The following is a 17514-nucleotide window of genomic DNA, read 5'->3' as shown; positions in this document are numbered from 1 at the left end:
CCCATCAGGCCGCCGTTGAGGGCGAGGCTGTCGATGGCGACGTTGCCGGAGGCTTTCTGCACGACACCGCCGGAATCGATGCGGAGCACCGCGCCGTCCACGGAGAGGAGGGCGGCGGCATTGGCGTCAAGGGCCAGATGCCCGGAATCGGCCGCCGCCACGGTGCCGGTGAAACCGCCGCCGAGGGCCGTGGAAGCGAATGCGAAATTCCCCGTCGTCACCGCCAGGACGCCGGTCCCCTTGAGCTGCGCCGCGCCGAGCGCGTTGGCCGAGCGGAGCGAGACGACGCCCTCGTTGATGGCAAGCGGACCGGAAAAAGTGTTGCTGCCGGAAAGCGCGACCGTGCCCGCGCCGATTTTGGTCAGGCCGCCTGCGCCGCTGATGATCCCGGAAAAAGTTCCGGTGTTGCCGAGGGCGTCGAGGGTGAGGGTGTGGGCGCCGAGGTCGATGGCGTTGGCAATGGAGAGTCCGGCGGCGGCGAGGCGCACCGCCGCACCATCGGCCCCGACGGCGAGTTTCGCGGAGTCGGCGCCGAGCGCGGAGCCATGCCCGAGCGCGAGCACACCGGCCGAGAGGGTGTTCACCCCGGTGTGAGTGGAAGCGCCGTCGAGGGTGAGCGTGCCCGCGCCCGTCTTGATCAGACTGCCCGAACCGGCGATGGAGCCCTGGAGGGTCGCGTTGAAGGCCTGGGTGTCAAAGATGAGGGTGTTGGCGCCGAGGTTGATGGCGTTGACAAGCGTGAGATCGGCGCCCGCCATTTGCAGGGTCGCCGCCGCGCCGGCGAGGTTGATGGCATGGGTGCCGGACGCCCCGGATGCCTCGAGGGCGAGCGTGCCGGCCTTCAGGTCGATGCCGCCCTTGAAGGCATTCACGCCGTCATTGGCGAGGGTGAGTTTGCCGCTGCCGTCCTTGGTGAGTTTGCCTTGGGCTCCGGTAAGGATGGCGCCGACCACGCTGCCCGGATCGGCGACGACAGCCGCGCCGGTGAAACGATAATCGGCGTTTCCCTGGACAACCATGTCCGAAACCGTGATGCGCGTCCCGGCGATGGCGATGGCGTGCGAGGCGCCGGGGGAGCCGGCGTCGAAAGTCACCCGGTCGCCTTCGGCGAAGGTGTGGACGGCGCCGGCATCCGTCCAGTTGGCATTGGCATCATCCCATGCCGTGATGGTCGAACCGGCTCCCGTCCACTTCATGTCGCGGGATGAGTCGGAGGTGCCGGTGACGATGAGGTCGTTGCCGGAAACACCGAGTTTCATGAGCTGGCGAAGACCCGACTGGGGGCGTCCGCCGACGGTAACGGCCGCGCTGTTTGCAAACGTCGCGCGGTCACCCGCATTGATGGTGGCGAGGGGGCGGCTGCCGTGGCGGTAGCTGCTGACATCGACCCCGTAGCCGCCCGCGAGGGTGCCGAGGGTGGCGGCATTGAGCTTGTCGGCCGCCGTGCCGTCGAAAAGGTCGAAGGCGAGCGTGCCACCGTCGAAATTAAGGGTTCCGACGCCGAGGGTCGATTGTGTGGAGTCCACTCCGATCTGAAGGATGGCGCCGGCAACGAGATTGACCGTGCCGGTGAACTCACCGGAACCGCCAAGGATCGTGCCGTTGGCGGAGGTGACGATACCGCCAAGTTTCGCGGACGGGGCGTCGAGCAGAAGCGTGCCTTCGCGGAGGGCGAAGGAGGCGGCGTAGGCGGCATTGTCGGAAGTCAGGCGGAGCACGCCCGCGCCGATTTTGGCCAGCGTCCCCGAGCCAGCCAGCACGCCCGCGTAGGCCAGCGTGTTTCCGTTGGTGTCAATCGCACCGGTCCGGTTTGCATCCGATTCGAGCCTGTTGGCGAGCACGAGGCCGTCAGCCGCGGTCCGGAGCATGCCGTCGCCGGTGAACCGGATCTCGTCCGCGCCCGCCCCCAGTTGGGCGGTATCGGAAAAGACGATCGCCCCGCCGGCAATCTCGATGCGTCCGAAGTTGTTTCCAGCATTGGCGAGGGTCATGGCACCCGTGCCGGATTTTTCGAGCTTGCCGGTGGTGCCGGTGAAGGCAGGGCGCGCGGAGCCGGCGTCAACCGTGATCACGCCGCCATCGAAGGTGTAATCGGCGTCGCCCGCGACCTTCATGCCGGAGACCGTGACGCCTTCCGCCGCGACAGTGACGCCACGGTGGCTGCTGTCGGCGGTGGCGTCGAAGATGACGGCATCGCCGGTGTTGAAATGGGTCTCGGCGGGTGCGCCTCCGTCCGTCCAGCTCGCCGCCGAGATGGCCGAATTGATCCAGCTCATGCCCTCGGAACCCGTCCACGTGAGGGCGAGGCTGGCGAGTGAGTTGTTAAGAAGAAGATCCTGACCGGATTTTTCAAATGTGAGGCTGTTGCGGGCGGTCACCGAGGCGTTGGCGAGGGTGTAGGTGAAGTTGCTCGCCTCGCCGATGAAGGAGGAACTGCTGATGAGCGTGTAGGAGTCGGCGGTGCCGAGATTGGAGATGGCGATGATATTGGTGCCGGTGCCGGCGACGAGCTGGTCGGCGATGAGCTGGTTGTAAGTGTCGGGGGCGCCGTCGCTGCCGAAGAGGTCGAAATTCAAAATGACGCCACCCGAGAGCGTGAGTGTGTTCGAGCCGGTGCGGGCGAAATACAACTTCTGCGGCGCAACCGCCCCGGGCGCGCCGATCTGGAGCGCGGCGCCGGCCTGGGCGGTGAGGGAGGCCGCGGCGGCGGTGTCGTTTTGCAGCAAGGAGGAGACCGTGCCCGAGCCGCCGAAGGTGGCGCCGGCGCTGACGGTGATGGAGCCGCCGAGCTGCGCGCCGGCATTGCCGAGCAGGAGGCGCCCGGCCGCGACGGTGGTGTTGCCGACGAAATAGGCGTTGTTGGCATTGAGGACGAGGTCGCCGCCGCCGAGCTTGTTGAGTTTGTGCGCCATGGCATTGTTCGTGGCGAGGGTGTCCATGTCGGCCGCATCGGCGGTGCCGATGGCGAGGGTGATGCCCGACTCGACGTTGATCTCCAAGGTGCCCGCCGCATTGTTGCCCCGGTAGAAGCCGCCGGCCTTGGCGAGCGGCGCGGGGGCGTTGTTGTTTATCATGTATTCGCCGACGGTGGGCGTGGCGGTATGATAATTCGAGGCGTTGCCGGCAATGTTGCCGGAATAGAGATAGTTGTTGGTGCCGCCGGCAGCGGTCAGGTTGATGACGACCTTTGCGGTGCTGGAACTCATGTTGTTCAGGAAGACGCCGGCCGACCTGCCCGCCCAGTTGTCCCTGATGACGACGTTGTTCAACGTGAGGGTCGTGTTCGCGGCGGCGGCCAGGGCAAAGACACCGCCATCGAAACCGGTGCGGTTGGCCTCGATCAAGCCGCCGTTCATTGTGAGGGCACCGGTGGAATTAAAGGTGAAGGCGCCGGCATTCTTGTTGCCCCGCGTGTAATTGCCCCGGACGGTCACGTCGTTAAATATGACATTGCCAAGGGCCACGCGCGCGATGCCGCCCTCCCCCCAGGAATAATTATCCTGAAAAAGGACATCGGTGAAGGTGGAGGTCAGGCCGGCTTTATTAAACAGGAAAACGCCTCCCACGCCGTTATAATTAACGGGGCCGCCGTTGCTGATCCGCATGAAATCGACCCCGTCACGGTGAAGGTGGAGGTCAGGCCGGCTTTATTAAACAGGAAAACGCCTCCCACGCCGTTATAATTAACGGGGCCGCCGTTGCTGATCCGCATGAAATCGACCCCCGTCACGTTCAACTGGGTCAGATTGGTGTATGTGGTGTTGATCTCGGCCACACCCGCATGCCTGTTGTCCTGGTCATAGTGGATGTCCTGAAACACGACGCGCCCGCCGTTGGTGCCGGTGATGTTCAGCGCGGCAAGGCTGGCGAAATTCGCGCCGGCAAACAGGTTGGTTGTGCCGAGTCCGGGAGCGCGGCTGATGACCAGCCTTGCGCCGTCGGCCATGATCGTGCCGGTGGTGGATGTGGCCGGGCCGACGGTATCGCCGAGGCTGATGATATAGGTGGTGTCGCTTGTCGTTATTTCCGGGACTGGGACAACGGCGGCGCGCGCGGGCGGCTGCAAGAATGCCGGGACGAGCGCGAGCGCGACCATCAAGGACCGCCGGCGACGGGCGCGCCCGATAAAATTAACTGGGAAGTTATTCAATTTCATGATAATATGAAATATTTTTATATTATTATTCGGGTTTTATTTAATATATGCCTTGTACCAATCCGCGCAGGAGCATGGCAAAATCGCAAGAAACATGGACATTACTGATGCATCTCGATGATATGATGCTGGCATAATAATGAATCAAAGGGGATGAGGCGGCTTGGGATGATTATATCATTCGCCGATTCGATGTTTTGAGACCGGCGCGGACGATATATAAAAACCAAGGAATAGAAAGGAAGGCACGTGGAAACGCGAGGGGCTTCTTCATGATGATTATCCAATGCCGGCGGAATCTGTTGGACGCTCTGGCGGGGTAATGAAGTGGGTGGAGGTGATCTGGGTGGAATAAAGAATCGGAAGGAATGAAAAGTGACGCACAGCAGAGGAACAAGATGGATGTTATGGTTCTTTTTTTGCACCTTATAAACATATAAGATACAATATTTCAACATGTTAAGCAAACACAGGCAGTGCATGAAACCTGATACCGGTGTCCTGATGGCCCTGGATTTATGAGCGCGGATAGAATCATGCGGCGCATTTTTACACCCGCGCGGTGTGGCTGCCCGCGCACTCGCCCCGGAATGCGCCGGTGAACCGAAATTTTATCCACAATCCTGTTGCATGTGCGCAGCCCGCGAGCCTAGCCTTGGCGCGTTCTTTTTCACATCATCCCCGGCAGCGGGAAAGGCCGTGCAAACCGGCCACAGTCGCGCTGCGGTTACGGGTGACATTGTCCACCGGACGCGTTTCGAGAACACGCGCTCCGGGCAACGCCAATCCGCTCGTCTGCGAGCGGGTGAAGGCCGGCCAATGGCTGGGGCACGCCAAGCGCGTCTCCTGAAGCCCGGAGTCCGAACATCCCTGCCGAGTTCATCAATGCCACGACCCTCCGTCGCGGCTCTTTTTTTTCTTCATCGCACGAATGAACCAGCCTCCCTCCCCGGGCGCGCTTGCCGCGCGCCCGCGTCCATTCATTGCGCCGATACACCCTCGGCGTTTTTTTGTTTCTTGTGGCACGGGCCTCCAGCCCGTGACCGGCGTCGCGCGGAATCCCCCTGCCCTCCCCCGCCACAATCGTTTTCGTTCTCTTACTCGTTATCGAACCCGTCCGAATAACGCGGGCGCCCGGGACAAAAATCGAAAAGAACGATTACGAAAAAGAGAAAGGGAACGATTATCCAATAGTGTATCCATCCACTGCCGATAATCCGCCCGTTTTCACACCGTATCCCTCGCCATAATCACCACGCCATTCACCCGCCATGTCCGACTCCATTTTCTCCGACACACCCTCCGCCTCCTCCGCCACGCCCGCCCTCCACCTCCCGACACCCGCGCAGGACCTCGCCGCGTTTCTCCGCGGCGCGCCCGGCCTGCCCGCGCAAGTCCGCAAGCGCGACGGCCGCCTCGTCGCCTTCGACGCCGCCCGCATCACCCGCTCGCTCGCCCGCGCCGGGGCCGCCACCGGCGAATACGACGGCGCCATGGCGCAGCGCCTCACCCTCCGCGCCGTCAATCACCTCACCGCCACCATCGCCGACACCACGCCCAGCGTCGAGCAGGTGCAGGACGTCATCGAGGAAATGCTCCTCGGCTCGCCCTTCCGCCGCACCGCGCGCGCCTTCATCGTTTACCGCGACCAGCACAAACGCCTCCGCGAGATCACCGCCCGCCAGGACGTCGAGCTCATCGACGGCTACCTCCGGCAGCTCGACTGGCAGGTCCGTGAAAACAGCAACATGAGCTACTCGCTCCAGGGCCTCAACAACTACCTCGCCGCCACCGTCTCCCAATCCTACTGGCTCAACGCCATCTACCCGCCCGAAATCCGCGCCGCGCACGAGACCGGCGATTTTCACCTCCACGACCTCAACCAACTCTCCGTTTACTGCGTCGGCTGGGACCTGTCGGACCTCCTCCAGCGCGGCTTCGGCGGCGTCGCCGGAAAAATCGAGTCCCGCCCGCCCCGCCACCTCCGCAGCGCGCTCGGCCAGATCGTCAACTTCTTCTACACCCTCCAGGGCGAGGCCGCCGGCGCGCAGGCCTTCTCCAGCTTCGACACCCTCCTCGCGCCCTTCATCCGCTTCGACGGGCTGGACTTCGCGCAGGTCAAGCAGGCCCTCCAGGAATTCATCTACAACGTCAACGTCCCCACCCGCGTCGGCTTCCAGACCCCGTTTACCAACATCACCCTCGACCTCGTCTGCCCGCGCCATTTCGCCGGCCAGCCCGTCGTCCACGGCGGCGCCTGGCGCCCCGAGACCTACGGCGATTTCCAAGCCGAGATGAACCTCTTCAACCGCGCCTTCTTCGAGGTCATGGCCGAGGGCGACGCCAAGGGCCGCGTCATGACCTTTCCGATACCGACCATCAACCTCACCCCCGACTTCGACTGGGACAACCCCAACCTCGCCGGCCTGTGGGAAATGACCGGCCGCTACGGCATCCCCTATTTCTCCAACTTCATCAACTCCGACATGAAGCCCGAGGACGCGCGCTCCATGTGCTGCCGCCTCCGCATCGACAACACCCAGCTCGAACGCCGCGGCGGCGGCCTCTTCGGCGCGCACCCGCTCACCGGCTCCGTCGGCGTCGTGACCATCAACCTCCCGCGCCTCGGCTGGCTCGCCACGCGCGAAAACCCCGCCGCACCCGGCGCCGACGCGCCCCTCGCCGCCCGCGAAAAAACCTTCCGCGAAAAACTCGTCCGCCTCATGGACATGGCCCGCGACTCCCTCGAGACCAAGCGCAAGCTCCTCGAACGCCTCACCGATGCCGGCCTGTATCCATATACCAAATACTACCTCGGCAAACGCGGCGGCCGCTACTGGGGCAACCACTTCTCCACCATCGGCCTCGTCGGCATGAACGAAGCCTGCGCCAACCTCGGCCTGGGCGGCATCATCACGCCCGAGGGCCGCGACTTCGCCCTCCGCACGCTCGACTTCATGCGCGGGCGCCTCATCGCCTACCAGACCGAGACCGGCAACCACTACAACCTCGAGGCCACCCCCGCCGAAGGCACCAGCTACCGCCTCGCCAAAAAGGACAAGGAAACCTGCCCCGGCATCCTCGCCGCCAACGAGGAAGACCTGCTCCAGGGCGCGAAACCCTTCTACACCAATTCCAGCCACCTCCCCGTGCAGGCGACCGACGACCTCTTCGAGGCGCTCGATCATCAGGACGAACTGCAAACCCGCTACACCGGCGGCACCGTGCTGCACCTCTTCCTCGGCGAACGCATCGCCGACCCGGTCGCGACGAAGCTCCTCGTCCGCCGCATCGCCGAAACCTACCGCATGCCCTACTTCTCGCTCACGCCGACCTTCAGCGTGTGCCCGGAACATGGATACATTGCCGGCGAGCACCACACCTGCCCCGACTGCGGCCGTCCGTCCGAGGTCTATTCCCGCGTCGTCGGCTACCTCCGCCCCGTGCAGCAATGGAACGAAGGCAAGCAGGCCGAGTTTGCCCGCCGCCGCGTCTATAAGACCCCCGTCGTCGCCACCTTGTCACCCGGCCAAAATGTCATCCCGCTGGCCCCCGACACCATGAACGTCCCGTCTGCCATCGCCGCCGCAAAATAACGCGCCAGCGACTGGGAGCGCCGGCATCCTGCCGGCAGACGGCGCTCCGCGCCGCCGGTCTGGGCTGGCCGCCTGCCAGCCACCCATCCCGCCCGCTTCCATCCCACACCCTCCACTCATCTCCACTATGCGCATCGGCGGCTACGTCCCCTGCTCCCTGGGTGATTTTCCCGGACACATCGCCGCGGTCATTTTCACCCAAGGCTGCAACTGGCGCTGCCCCTGGTGCCACAATCCCGCGCTCGTTTATCCCAAAAATTTCACCGCGCCGCTTCCCGAGGCCGACATCCTCGCCCGCCTCGCCACGCGCCGCGGCCGGCTCGACGGCGCCGTCATCACCGGCGGCGAGCCCACGCTTCACGCCGATCTCCCCGATTTTATCCGCCGCATCCGCGCCCTCGGTTATCGCATCAAACTCGACACCAACGGCAGCCGCCCCGCCGTTGTCCGCGCGCTCCTCGCCGCGCGCCTCATCGACTACGTCGCGATGGACCTCAAGGCCCCGTGGCCCCGCTACGACGAGGCCGCCGGCGTGGCCGTGGACATTGCCGCCCTCAAGGAAACCATCGCCCTTCTCCGCGAGTCAGGCACGCCGCACCAACTCCGCACCACGCGCTGGCCCAGCCTGACAGAAGCCGACACGCCCGCCCTCGCCGCCATCGCGCAAGGCTCGCCCCACATCTGGCAAACCTACCGCCAACCCTGACCGTCCGTGTCCAATATTATACCGTCTCCGGGCGAAATTTATATTAGGTAGGGCGAGGCGTCCCCGCCGAGCCGCGGGCGACCAACGGCTCGGCGGGGACGCCTCGCCCTGCCTTGATAAGTCTAAAATGATGCGGAAATAATATCCGTCACGATGTCCGCGCCGCGGGCCTTTTCCTCCCTGGGCTACAACAACGGCGGAATGGTGGTGGCGGTGAGGCTGATGCGGCCGTTTTTCACGCCCCGGCAGGTGATCAATTCATCGGCGAGCTTTTGCAATTCGCTGGCCCGCCCCTGGACAAGCAGCACCTCGAGATAATTGTGATTCTCCAAATGGACATGCATGTTGGCAACGATCAGCAGATAATAGTTGTGCTGGATCGCGGCCAGCTTGGCCTGGAGACCTTTTTTCTTGTAGTCGTAAACCAGATTGATCGTGCCCGCGACCGATTCCGTGCCGAGCTGGGAGGCGTATTCGACCAGCCCGTCGCGCGCGAGCGCGGCCACCGCCTGGGAGCGGCTTTGGTAGCCCCTGCGCTCCACCATGGCGTCGAGTTCGTCGAGCAGACTTTCCGGGAGCGAAACACTGAAGCGGGCGATTTTGTCGTGTTTTGGCATGACTTTTATCAATCACAGAGAACACAAAGAACTCAAGGGTGATTATGCTGGTTCTTTGCGACCTTTGTGTCCTTTGCGGTTAAATTAATGGTTCGTTTTTATTAACCACTAATTTTCAACAACTTGCCGGAACAGTAATTATCACTAATGTTTTTATCAGTGTTTATTAGTGCTCCGTTTCATTAGTGGAGATTAGTGGTTTAATTTATTGATTGGTTTATTTTATACCATCCCTGAACGAAATTTATATTTAAGGTAGGGCGAGGCGTCCCCGCCGAGCCGCAGGCGACCAACGGTTCGGCGGGGACGCCTCGCCCTACCTTGATAAGTCTATAAAGGACCGGGAAATGATATTAGGCAGAATGAACGGGGTGAAATACCCTGCATAGCTCCTGAAACGGCATCACTCCCCGATCACCATGAGCGCCTCGCCGGCGTGGACCGGGCGGCCCTCGGCACAGCGGATTTCACGCACCCGTCCGTCGCGGGGCGAGACGATGGTCACCTCCATTTTCATGGATTCGAGAATGACCAGCGGCTCGCCGTTCGCGACCTTGGCACCGGGCCTGGCCAGCACTTTCCAGATGTTTCCCGGAATGTGCGCGGGCACGGCGACGCACCCCTCGGGAATCGCGTCCGCGACGCTCTCGCACGCGGCCTCGGTTTCGGCGGAGAACTCGAGCTGGCCGCTCTCCTCCCAGCGGCGGCGCTCGGCCTCGAACGCCGTTTGCTGCCGCTTTTTGGCCGTCGCGATGCTGTCTGCGTTTTCAGCCAGAAAATTCCGGTAATCGCGCAGGCGGAAGGTCGCTTCCTCGATTTTCAGTTTCACGCGGCCCAGCGGAAAATCCCGGCGGAATCGCAACAACTCGTCGTGCGTGACGGGATGGAAGCGTATCTGGTCGAAGAAGCGCAGGAGCCACGGCTTCCCCTCGGTGAAATCGGCGGTCGCGCGGTGGCGGTTCCACATCTGGCAGGTGCGCCCGATGAACTGGTAGCCGCCGGGGCCCTCCATGCCGTAGATGCAGAGGTAGGCGCCGCCGATGCCGACCGCGTTCTCGGGCGTCCAGGTGCGGGCGGGATTGTATTTGGTCGTCACCAGGCGATGGCGCGGATCGACGGGCGTCGCCACCGGCGCGCCGAGATAGACGTCGCCGAGGGCCAGCACGAGGTAGCTCGCATCAAAGGCGACCCGGCGGACATCGTCGTGCCGCCATGCGGAGGGCGATGTCGAGGACGGGGTCACCGTATTCGATCAGCAAATACGCGTCGCCCGCGCGCCGGTAGCAGACCGCGGGCGCGCCGGCGCGGGCGGGCAGGCGGTGCAGGATCGCCGGCTCCCGGACGAGGATGTCGTCCGCCGGCTCGGGCAAAGGCGCGTCTCCTCCGCAGGGAACAAAGGTTTCTATTTCCGTTTCCGCGAGCGCGGCGCGCCGCCGGGCCTCTTCCGCGGCCACGGCGACGAAGCGCACCTCGTCGCCGGGTTTGAGCTGGCCGATTTTCCAGAGCTCGCTTTGCACGATGCAGGCCGGGCAGACAAAGCCGCCGCAGCTCGGGCCGTCGGGGCCGAGGATGATGGGCATGTCGCCGGTGAAATCGATCGCGCCGATGGCGTAGGCGTTGTCGTGGATGTTGGAAGGATGCAGTCCGGCCTCGCCGCCGTCGCGGCGCGCCCAGGCGGGCTTGGGGCCGACCAGGCGCACACCCGTGCGCGCGGAGTTGTAGTGGACCTCGTAGGAGGCGGAGAGGAGGGTGCCGATGTCGTCGTCGGTGAAAAAATCCGGCGCGCCATGCGGGCCGTAGAGGACGCCGATCCGCCATGTGTTTGTGATCGCCGGGCGGATTTTCTCCGGAAGCGGGGCCGCCGCGGGATCGGCGGACGCGCCGTCCGCCTTGACGCGGAGCACATCGCCGGCGCGCAGGTTGCGTCCGGCGTGTCCGCCGAATAGGCCGAGCGTGAAGGTGGCCTTGCTGCCGAGGTAGTCGGGCACGTCGAGCCCGTTTCTGATCGCCAGATACGCGCGCATCCCGGATTCCTTGATCGAGCCGATGCGAAGCGTCTGGCCGCGTCTGACCGGGACGGCCTGCCACCAAGGGAGCGGCTGCCCGTCGAGTTGCACGGGCAGGGTTGCGCCGCAGAGCGCGATGACGGCGTCCGTGTTGAAACGCAGCGCGGGGCCGCCCACCGTGATTTCGAGCCCGGCAGCGGTCGTCGGGTTGCCGACGAGGCGGTTGGCCAGCCGGAACGAACGGCTGTCCATCGGCCCGGAGGGCGGCACTCCCACGTCCCAATAACCGACGCGGCCCGGCCAGGCCTGCACCGTGGTCTGCGTGCCGCCTTCGAGGACGTCGATCGTGCCGGCGGCGTAGGGAAGCCCGCGGAGGAAACCGGTCGTGACCCCGCCGGACGCGAAAGCGGAATCCGCCGCGATTTGCCGCAGGTAGTCGAGGTTGGTTTCCAAGCCGTGCACGCGAGTGCCGGCCAGCGCGTCGTTGAGGCGGGCGAGCGCGCCGGCGCGGTCGGCGCCCTTGACAATGATCTTGGCGAGCAGCGGGTCATAGAAAGCCGACACCTCGGTGCCGCGCTCGACCCACGTTTCCACGCGGGCGTTTTCGGGAAAATGCACGTCGGTGAGCGTGCCGGCGGCGGGCTGGAATTCCTTGCCGGGGTCCTCGGCATAGACGCGCACTTGGATGGATGCCCCCGTCGCGGAGGGCGTGTAAGTTGACAGGTCAAGCTCGCCCGCGGCGCATTTCAGCATCCACTCCACTAGATCGACGCCGCACACTTCCTCGGTGACGCCGTGCTCGACCTGGAGACGCGTGTTGACCTCGAGAAAGTAGAACGCGCCCGTCGCCGCATCGTAGATGAACTCGACCGTGCCGGCATTGCGATAGCCGACGGCGTTGCCGAGGCGGGCGGCGTTTTCCAGCAACTGGCGGCGCTGGTTCACCGTGAGCCCGGGCGCGGGGGTTTCCTCGACGACTTTCTGGTTGCGGCGCTGCACCGAGCAATCGCGCTCGCCCAAGGCCACGACATGGCCGCAGCCGTCCCCGAAAATCTGCACCTCGATGTGCCGGGCGCGCTCGACATATTTTTCCAGAAAGATGCCGCCCTCCTTGAAATTGTTTTTCGCCAGGCGCGCCACCGACGCGAATGCCGGCGCGAGCTGCTCCGGCGCGCGGATGACCTGCATGCCGATGCCGCCTCCGCCGCCGGTGCTTTTCAGCATGACTGGCCAGCCGATGCGCGCGGCCTCCCGCCCCGCCTCGGCCTCGTCGTGAAGGATGCCGGTGCCGGGCAGCAAGGGCACGCCGTGCGCGTGCGCGATTTCGCGGGCGGTGTGCTTCAACCCGAACTTTCGCATCTGGTCGCCGGTGGGGCCGATGAACACAATGCCCGCCGCGGCGCAGGCATCGGCGAAACCGGGATTCTCGGAAAGGAACCCGTAGCCCGGATGAATCGCCTGCGCGCCGGTGGCGACGGCGGCGTCGAGGATTTTCGCGGCGTCGAGATAGCTCTGCGCGGCGGGAGCGGGGCCTATGGCGACGGATTCATCGGCCATTCGCACATGGAGGGAATCCACGTCGGCCTCGGAATAGACCGCGACCGAGGCGATGCCCATTTTGCGGAGCGTGCGAATCACGCGGCAGGCTATGGCGCCGCGATTGGCGACCAAAACTTTGGAAAACATGGTGAAATTATGCGGGGGCTTTAGACAAAATGGACGGAATTAAAATGAATTAATAAAATATGATTTATTATTATTAAATTCATTCTGCCTATTATTCTCAGTTTTGTTCATTCTGTCCAAAAAACCATTGGTTTCATCATCCGCGTTTATCCGCGCCCGCGGCTCGATAATTTGTATCAATCCCAAACCAGCACCTCGACCGGCGTGGGATTCCAGCCGTTGCAGGGATTGTTGAGCTGCGGGCAGTTGGAGATGAGGCACACGACATCCATCGCGGCCTTCAGCTCGACGTATTTGCCGCCCGCCGACACGCCGTCCTCAAACATCAGGCCGCCTTCCGGGGTCACGGGGACGTTCATGAAAAAATTTATATTGGCCGGGATGTCGCGCTTGTTCAGGTGGCAGGCCGCGCCGGGCCAGCTTGCCAGGCCCATGAGGAAATTCTGGCGGCAGGCGTGCATGTATTTGGTGTCGTGACCGTAGCGGACAGTGTTGCTTTCGCACGCGCACGCGCCGCCGAGGGTGTCGTGACGTCCGCAGGTGTCGGCGGTGATCTCAAGCATGACGTTTCCCTCGCTGGAGATGATTTTTGTGCCGGTGGTGAGATAAATGCAGCGCTGCCCGCGGATCGTCGCCTGCGCGCTGTAATACTCGGCGAAATCACCGGCATTGTAAAAAATGGTGTCCACCGCCTGATTGCCCTCGAGATCGACGATGCGGACGGACTGACCGGCGGTGATCTTGTGTATCCAGAAATCCCCCGCCGGTATCTTGTGGCGATAGGCCGCCTTTTCGGGCGCGAGGGGACTCTCGGTGTAATTCAGGGTGCTCATTTTATATAAATGGAATATGCCGGGGCCGGATCATTTCATATATACAGGACCTCGCTGTTGAAGAACGCCCTTTCGTTTTCGGGCCTGTATTTCCTGCACCAGTCGCCGGGGCCGGGCGGGTCGGAGCGCCAGAGCTGGAGCTTCACTTTCTTGGGCGAATAGCTTTCCGCCGTGTCCAGCGGATGATGACAGGTGGTCAGGATGACGAGGAGGTCCATCTCGGCGCGCAGGTCGATAAAATCGCCCGCCTTTGCGTGATCGGGCACATAATGCATGACGCCTTCGTCATCGGCGGTCACCTTGCTGAAGAAGTTCACGTTGGCGACGAGGTCGCGGCGGTCGAGCCCGTGCTTGCCCAGTTCCATCAGGAAATGGTCGCGGCTGTTTTGAAACCATTCGTTGCGGGCTGCCTGATAGGAACGCTCGCCCCATTTTTGACGGACGATCCCGGCATTGTCATGACCGCTGATGGCGTCGTGCCAGCCGAGCGTGTCGCCCGTGATGGAAAGCATCGCGCGGCCCATGTCGGAAACGAGGATGTATCCCGCGGTGAGTTTCGCAGTGTGCTGGCCTTTGAGGGTGTCCGCCATGTTGTAGCGGTCGACAAGGTCGTGCCGGTTGAAGCAGATGAGCGAGACGTTCGCACCGTTCTCAAGGGCGGTGAGGCGCAGCGTGAGGTGCCGCCTGAGCGACCAGGACCAGCCGGCGCCGCCCGGCAGCGTCTCCTCATAAAGGAGGCGTTCGGGTGGAATCTCCGCCGGGGGAACGGGAGCCGGGCCGGCGGGGCGCGTCGTGGTGAAAGTGGTGCCGGAGGGAGCGGGAGGAACGAGGAGTGGCATGGTGGATGGTGATGCGCTCAGTGTTACGAAATTTCTGATTCGTGTTACTGCAAGTTTGATGCCAACTTCGAAAACCAGCGGCATTCGGCCAAAACTCCTGGCCACACCGGTGCTGTGCCCGGTGTGAATGGATGGCTGCCTCAGAGAGTGCCGGCGCGATTTGGCCTGCCCCTTATTCAGCCCTGGACAGTAAAATACGGCCTTTTCTTGCCGGTTGCGCCCTTGGGGAGCGGCCCGCGTCAATGGATTATTTTGGCCTCAGAGCGCCTCCGGGATGATGGCCGGAGTTTCCAGCCTCATTCTCTCAACAGCCGCGTTCGTGGGATTCATGAAACCCGGAAAAGGCTCCGACACCGGCAGATGAAGAAAGAGTTTCCCGCGACGGTCGCTTTCACCGATAAAGAGCGTGCCGTCCACGCCCACCGCCATCGCGTCAAATCGATAAGCGCGCTTGGCATAATACGGGCTGCGGTCCACCGCAAGAATGCCCAGATCGTGGAATCCGCCCTCTCCCTCGGGGTCGTAGGAATACAGTTTGCACATCATGTCGGTCTCGCCGCAAAGCATGTATATTTTCCCGTCCAAACCGGCCGAGATGGCCCTCATGCGGCGTTGCACGCGCGGCTTGCCGAGCGCCCGCAGCTTTTGCGAATCCAGGTCAATGCGCACCAGCACGCCATCGTTCGTTCCGGCAAAAAGACTGCCTTTCTCGTCGCGCGCGAATCCCTCGATCACTGGATAATCCATGGACCTTAACGATTCCCAATATTCACCGGGCAACCGCATGGTCGTCAGGCTGAATTTACCGGCCCCCGGATCGAAACGCACCAGCCAGCCGTTGTCGCCGGAAGTATAGATCATTCCGGTCTTTTCGTCGCACCACAGCGCCCGGGGAATGCTTCTCCAGTGCCGCTCGGGACCATTGTAAACCCGCTTGGCCAGAAATTCCCCGTAATCGCGAACCTTTTTAGTCTCGATATCGAATGAGAAAAAATGCGCGTCGGGATAGGTTATGCCATAGATGAGCCTGCGGTCCGCGCTCCAAGCCATTGCGTAAATGGTGTTTCCTTTGACCGGGACACCTAGATCCGTCAAAGGGCAAAAGTCGTCATTGGTGTAACGCCGTGAATCCCCCGCCTTGGGATCATATCGGAACAAGCGGCCGCCGGCATAGTTCTCGTATGGTTTTTTAATGTCTTTCCAGAGCTGTTTTTCCACTCCCTCGTATTCGACCGGGAATTTACCGCTCAACCTTACCGGGGAAAGAACATTCAGGCCGGTCCCGATGTAGACGGAGCCGTCGGGCCCCTCCAGCAGCGCGTGGTGCACGCCCTGCTCCGCGCCTATTTTCCCAAGCGGCCGGACTTTGTTTATATATCTATTATATAAGAATAAATATGACTGCTGGCGTCCGCTGGTGGCGCCGTAAACGAGCCCATTGGAATGGGCTAATAGCGCGGTGATCATGCTGTTGTCGGCAGGAATCAGATTTTGCGATGGAAACCCGAGGTCACGGTAATCCAGATGATGCGCGTCATAGTGCGGATTAACCCATTGCTGGGCTCGCGCCGCACCGCCCAAGCCAATGCCCAATATAATCGTGATTAGCTGTAGGCGGAAAGCGCGGTCTATGATTTTCATGGGTAATATGTTTGCTATCGGGCCGGATCGTAACAGCCGAGTCCCATGCTATACGGGAACCGGCCAACTCCTGGGCGAGCGGCCTTGTTCTCATCGGGCTCGGCAAACGCGCCCACAAACCAAATGCGGCCGGATGCATCCGCTTTTGCTCCGCCTTGTCCGTAAGCGAGGCGTCCATCGTCGGCACGCAGCACCCCAAGGTCGCGGCGCTCGCCTGTTTTCAAATCATAAGTCACCATCCAGGAAACCGGAGGCATTTCACCTCCAGACAGTCCATCGGGGAGCGCCAGGTCAAGCTTCACCGCACCGTAGTCAAAATCACCTTCCATGACCGGAATATAATAGATTTTGCGTTCCTTCCGGGAAAGCGCCATCGCAAGTGTCGCGCTTGGGATCTTGAAGGGATCGCCCTCCCGGAACGGAGGGGCGCACATCTCCGCCAGCATGGCAAACCTGCCTTCAGTTCCGGCGTGGACATCATAGCGGAAAAGCTGGTTCGAGCCGCCCACAATCCCATAGGCCGCCCTGTCAATCGGGTCCCACTCCACGATGCGCCATTGTGCGCGCCGGTCATTCATCGGGTTGGCCATCGTCCGGGACTGTCTTGTCACAGGGAGTCGCAGCTCCAGGTCGAGTATTCTGTCAGATGAGGCTTCTAGTTTCCAGACATGGCCGCCCGAGTAAGAGCCATACACATTACCTTGGTCATCCGTGAAAATGGTCCGGCAAATATCCCAATCGTCCACGCGGCCAAGCTCCTCCGTGTAATCATCCTTGATGTGATATCGATAGAGCCTGCCATCTTCCCCCAAGCCATAGATGAGACGCCGGGCCTTGTCCATGTCCTGTCCAAGCAGCCCCCAATAACGGGTGATCATGCCGAGTTGCTCGACCCGGCCGGTCGCCATTTCCACCCGATACCAATGAAGCCCGCGAAAGCTGGAAAAGTCGATGACCGGAGGTCCGTTGTCCTCGCAAAGTGTGCCGAAATAGATCCATCCATCGAGTTCCTGCATCTGCACATGGATTTTGCCCGTGGTCCAAGTGCCTTGCCCCCGTTCACCGGCCAGTTCGGTAAGATTCGCCAGCAGGCGCATTTTTTCTGTCGCCGGATCGAATTCATAAAGGGTCGCGGCATCACCGTGGGTGCATAGGCCGATATAGATGCGCCCGTTTGACGCCGCATACAATCCACTCCACATTTGCGCCGGGCGGTCCGGACCGGGAAACGCATAATGCTTGATTGGGACGGCGGGCAGCCCGGTGGGCGCGCCGATGGCGTGCGCGCCCGCAGTGAGAAGGCAAACTGCTCCGAATCGTCTTAACCAGGAAAGGATCAGTCCCGCTTGATGGGCATTGAAATGCATGATTAAGAATAGAATTAATAATCAACAAGCAGTAAGAGCATTCATCGGGGGATTGGAGTTCCCAATG

8 protein-coding genes and 2 pseudogenes are annotated in these 17514 nt (G+C 62.3%); 2 read left to right on the top strand and 8 right to left on the bottom strand.

Features of this window, described 5'->3' with window-relative positions:
* Positions 1–287: 287 nt before the first annotated feature.
* Both OH491_RS18185 and OH491_RS18180 read right to left on the bottom strand, forming a co-directional pair.
* A pseudogene (locus tag OH491_RS18185) lies at positions 288–2912 on the bottom strand (beta strand repeat-containing protein); the annotation flags it as partial.
* 617 nt (positions 2913–3529) lie between these two features.
* Complete coding sequence (locus tag OH491_RS18180) at positions 3530–4156, bottom strand: hypothetical protein (protein ID WP_342750623.1); 627 nt, start codon at positions 4154–4156, stop codon at positions 3530–3532.
* A 1271-nt stretch (positions 4157–5427) separates the two neighbouring features.
* Between OH491_RS18180 and OH491_RS18175 the strand changes: the two genes are divergently transcribed.
* The gene (locus tag OH491_RS18175) at positions 5428–7752 is read left to right on the top strand and encodes a ribonucleoside triphosphate reductase (RefSeq protein WP_068770201.1); all 2325 of its coding nucleotides are present in this window, start codon (positions 5428–5430) and stop codon (positions 7750–7752) included.
* A 127-nt stretch (positions 7753–7879) separates the two neighbouring features.
* Complete coding sequence (locus tag OH491_RS18170; protein ID WP_068770202.1) at positions 7880–8458, top strand: anaerobic ribonucleoside-triphosphate reductase activating protein; 579 nt, start codon at positions 7880–7882, stop codon at positions 8456–8458.
* A gap of 185 nt (positions 8459–8643) precedes the next feature.
* Here OH491_RS18170 and nikR read toward each other — a convergent pair whose 3' ends face one another.
* The 6 genes and pseudogenes from nikR to OH491_RS18140 form a co-directional block, all read right to left on the bottom strand.
* On the bottom strand, positions 8644–9075 hold the full coding sequence (nikR, locus tag OH491_RS18165) for a nickel-responsive transcriptional regulator NikR (protein WP_068771077.1): 432 nt from the start codon (positions 9073–9075) through the stop codon (positions 8644–8646).
* 403 nt (positions 9076–9478) lie between these two features.
* Positions 9479–12767, bottom strand: a pseudogene (locus OH491_RS18160) (5-oxoprolinase/urea amidolyase family protein).
* 176 nt (positions 12768–12943) lie between these two features.
* The gene (locus OH491_RS18155; protein ID WP_342750622.1) at positions 12944–13600 is read right to left on the bottom strand and encodes an urea amidolyase associated protein UAAP2; all 657 of its coding nucleotides are present in this window, start codon (positions 13598–13600) and stop codon (positions 12944–12946) included.
* A gap of 35 nt (positions 13601–13635) precedes the next feature.
* Positions 13636–14439 carry an urea amidolyase associated protein UAAP1 gene (locus OH491_RS18150; RefSeq protein ID WP_068770205.1) on the bottom strand — a complete coding sequence of 268 codons (804 nt, stop codon included), beginning with the start codon at positions 14437–14439 and terminating at the stop codon, positions 13636–13638.
* Between the two features lie 258 nt (positions 14440–14697).
* Positions 14698–16080, bottom strand: a complete 1383-nt coding sequence (locus OH491_RS18145) for a hypothetical protein (protein WP_145928762.1) — start codon at positions 16078–16080, stop codon at positions 14698–14700.
* A gap of 14 nt (positions 16081–16094) precedes the next feature.
* Positions 16095–17447, bottom strand: a complete 1353-nt coding sequence (locus OH491_RS18140) for a hypothetical protein (RefSeq protein WP_068770207.1) — start codon at positions 17445–17447, stop codon at positions 16095–16097.
* Positions 17448–17514 lie beyond the last annotated feature (67 nt).

Origin of the sequence: Termitidicoccus mucosus, assembly GCF_038725785.1 — a bacterium.
GTDB lineage: Bacteria > Verrucomicrobiota > Verrucomicrobiia > Opitutales > Opitutaceae > Termitidicoccus > Termitidicoccus mucosus.
The sequence above is the reverse complement of the archived record's forward strand: the minus strand, read 5'-3'. Positions and strand labels throughout refer to the sequence as shown.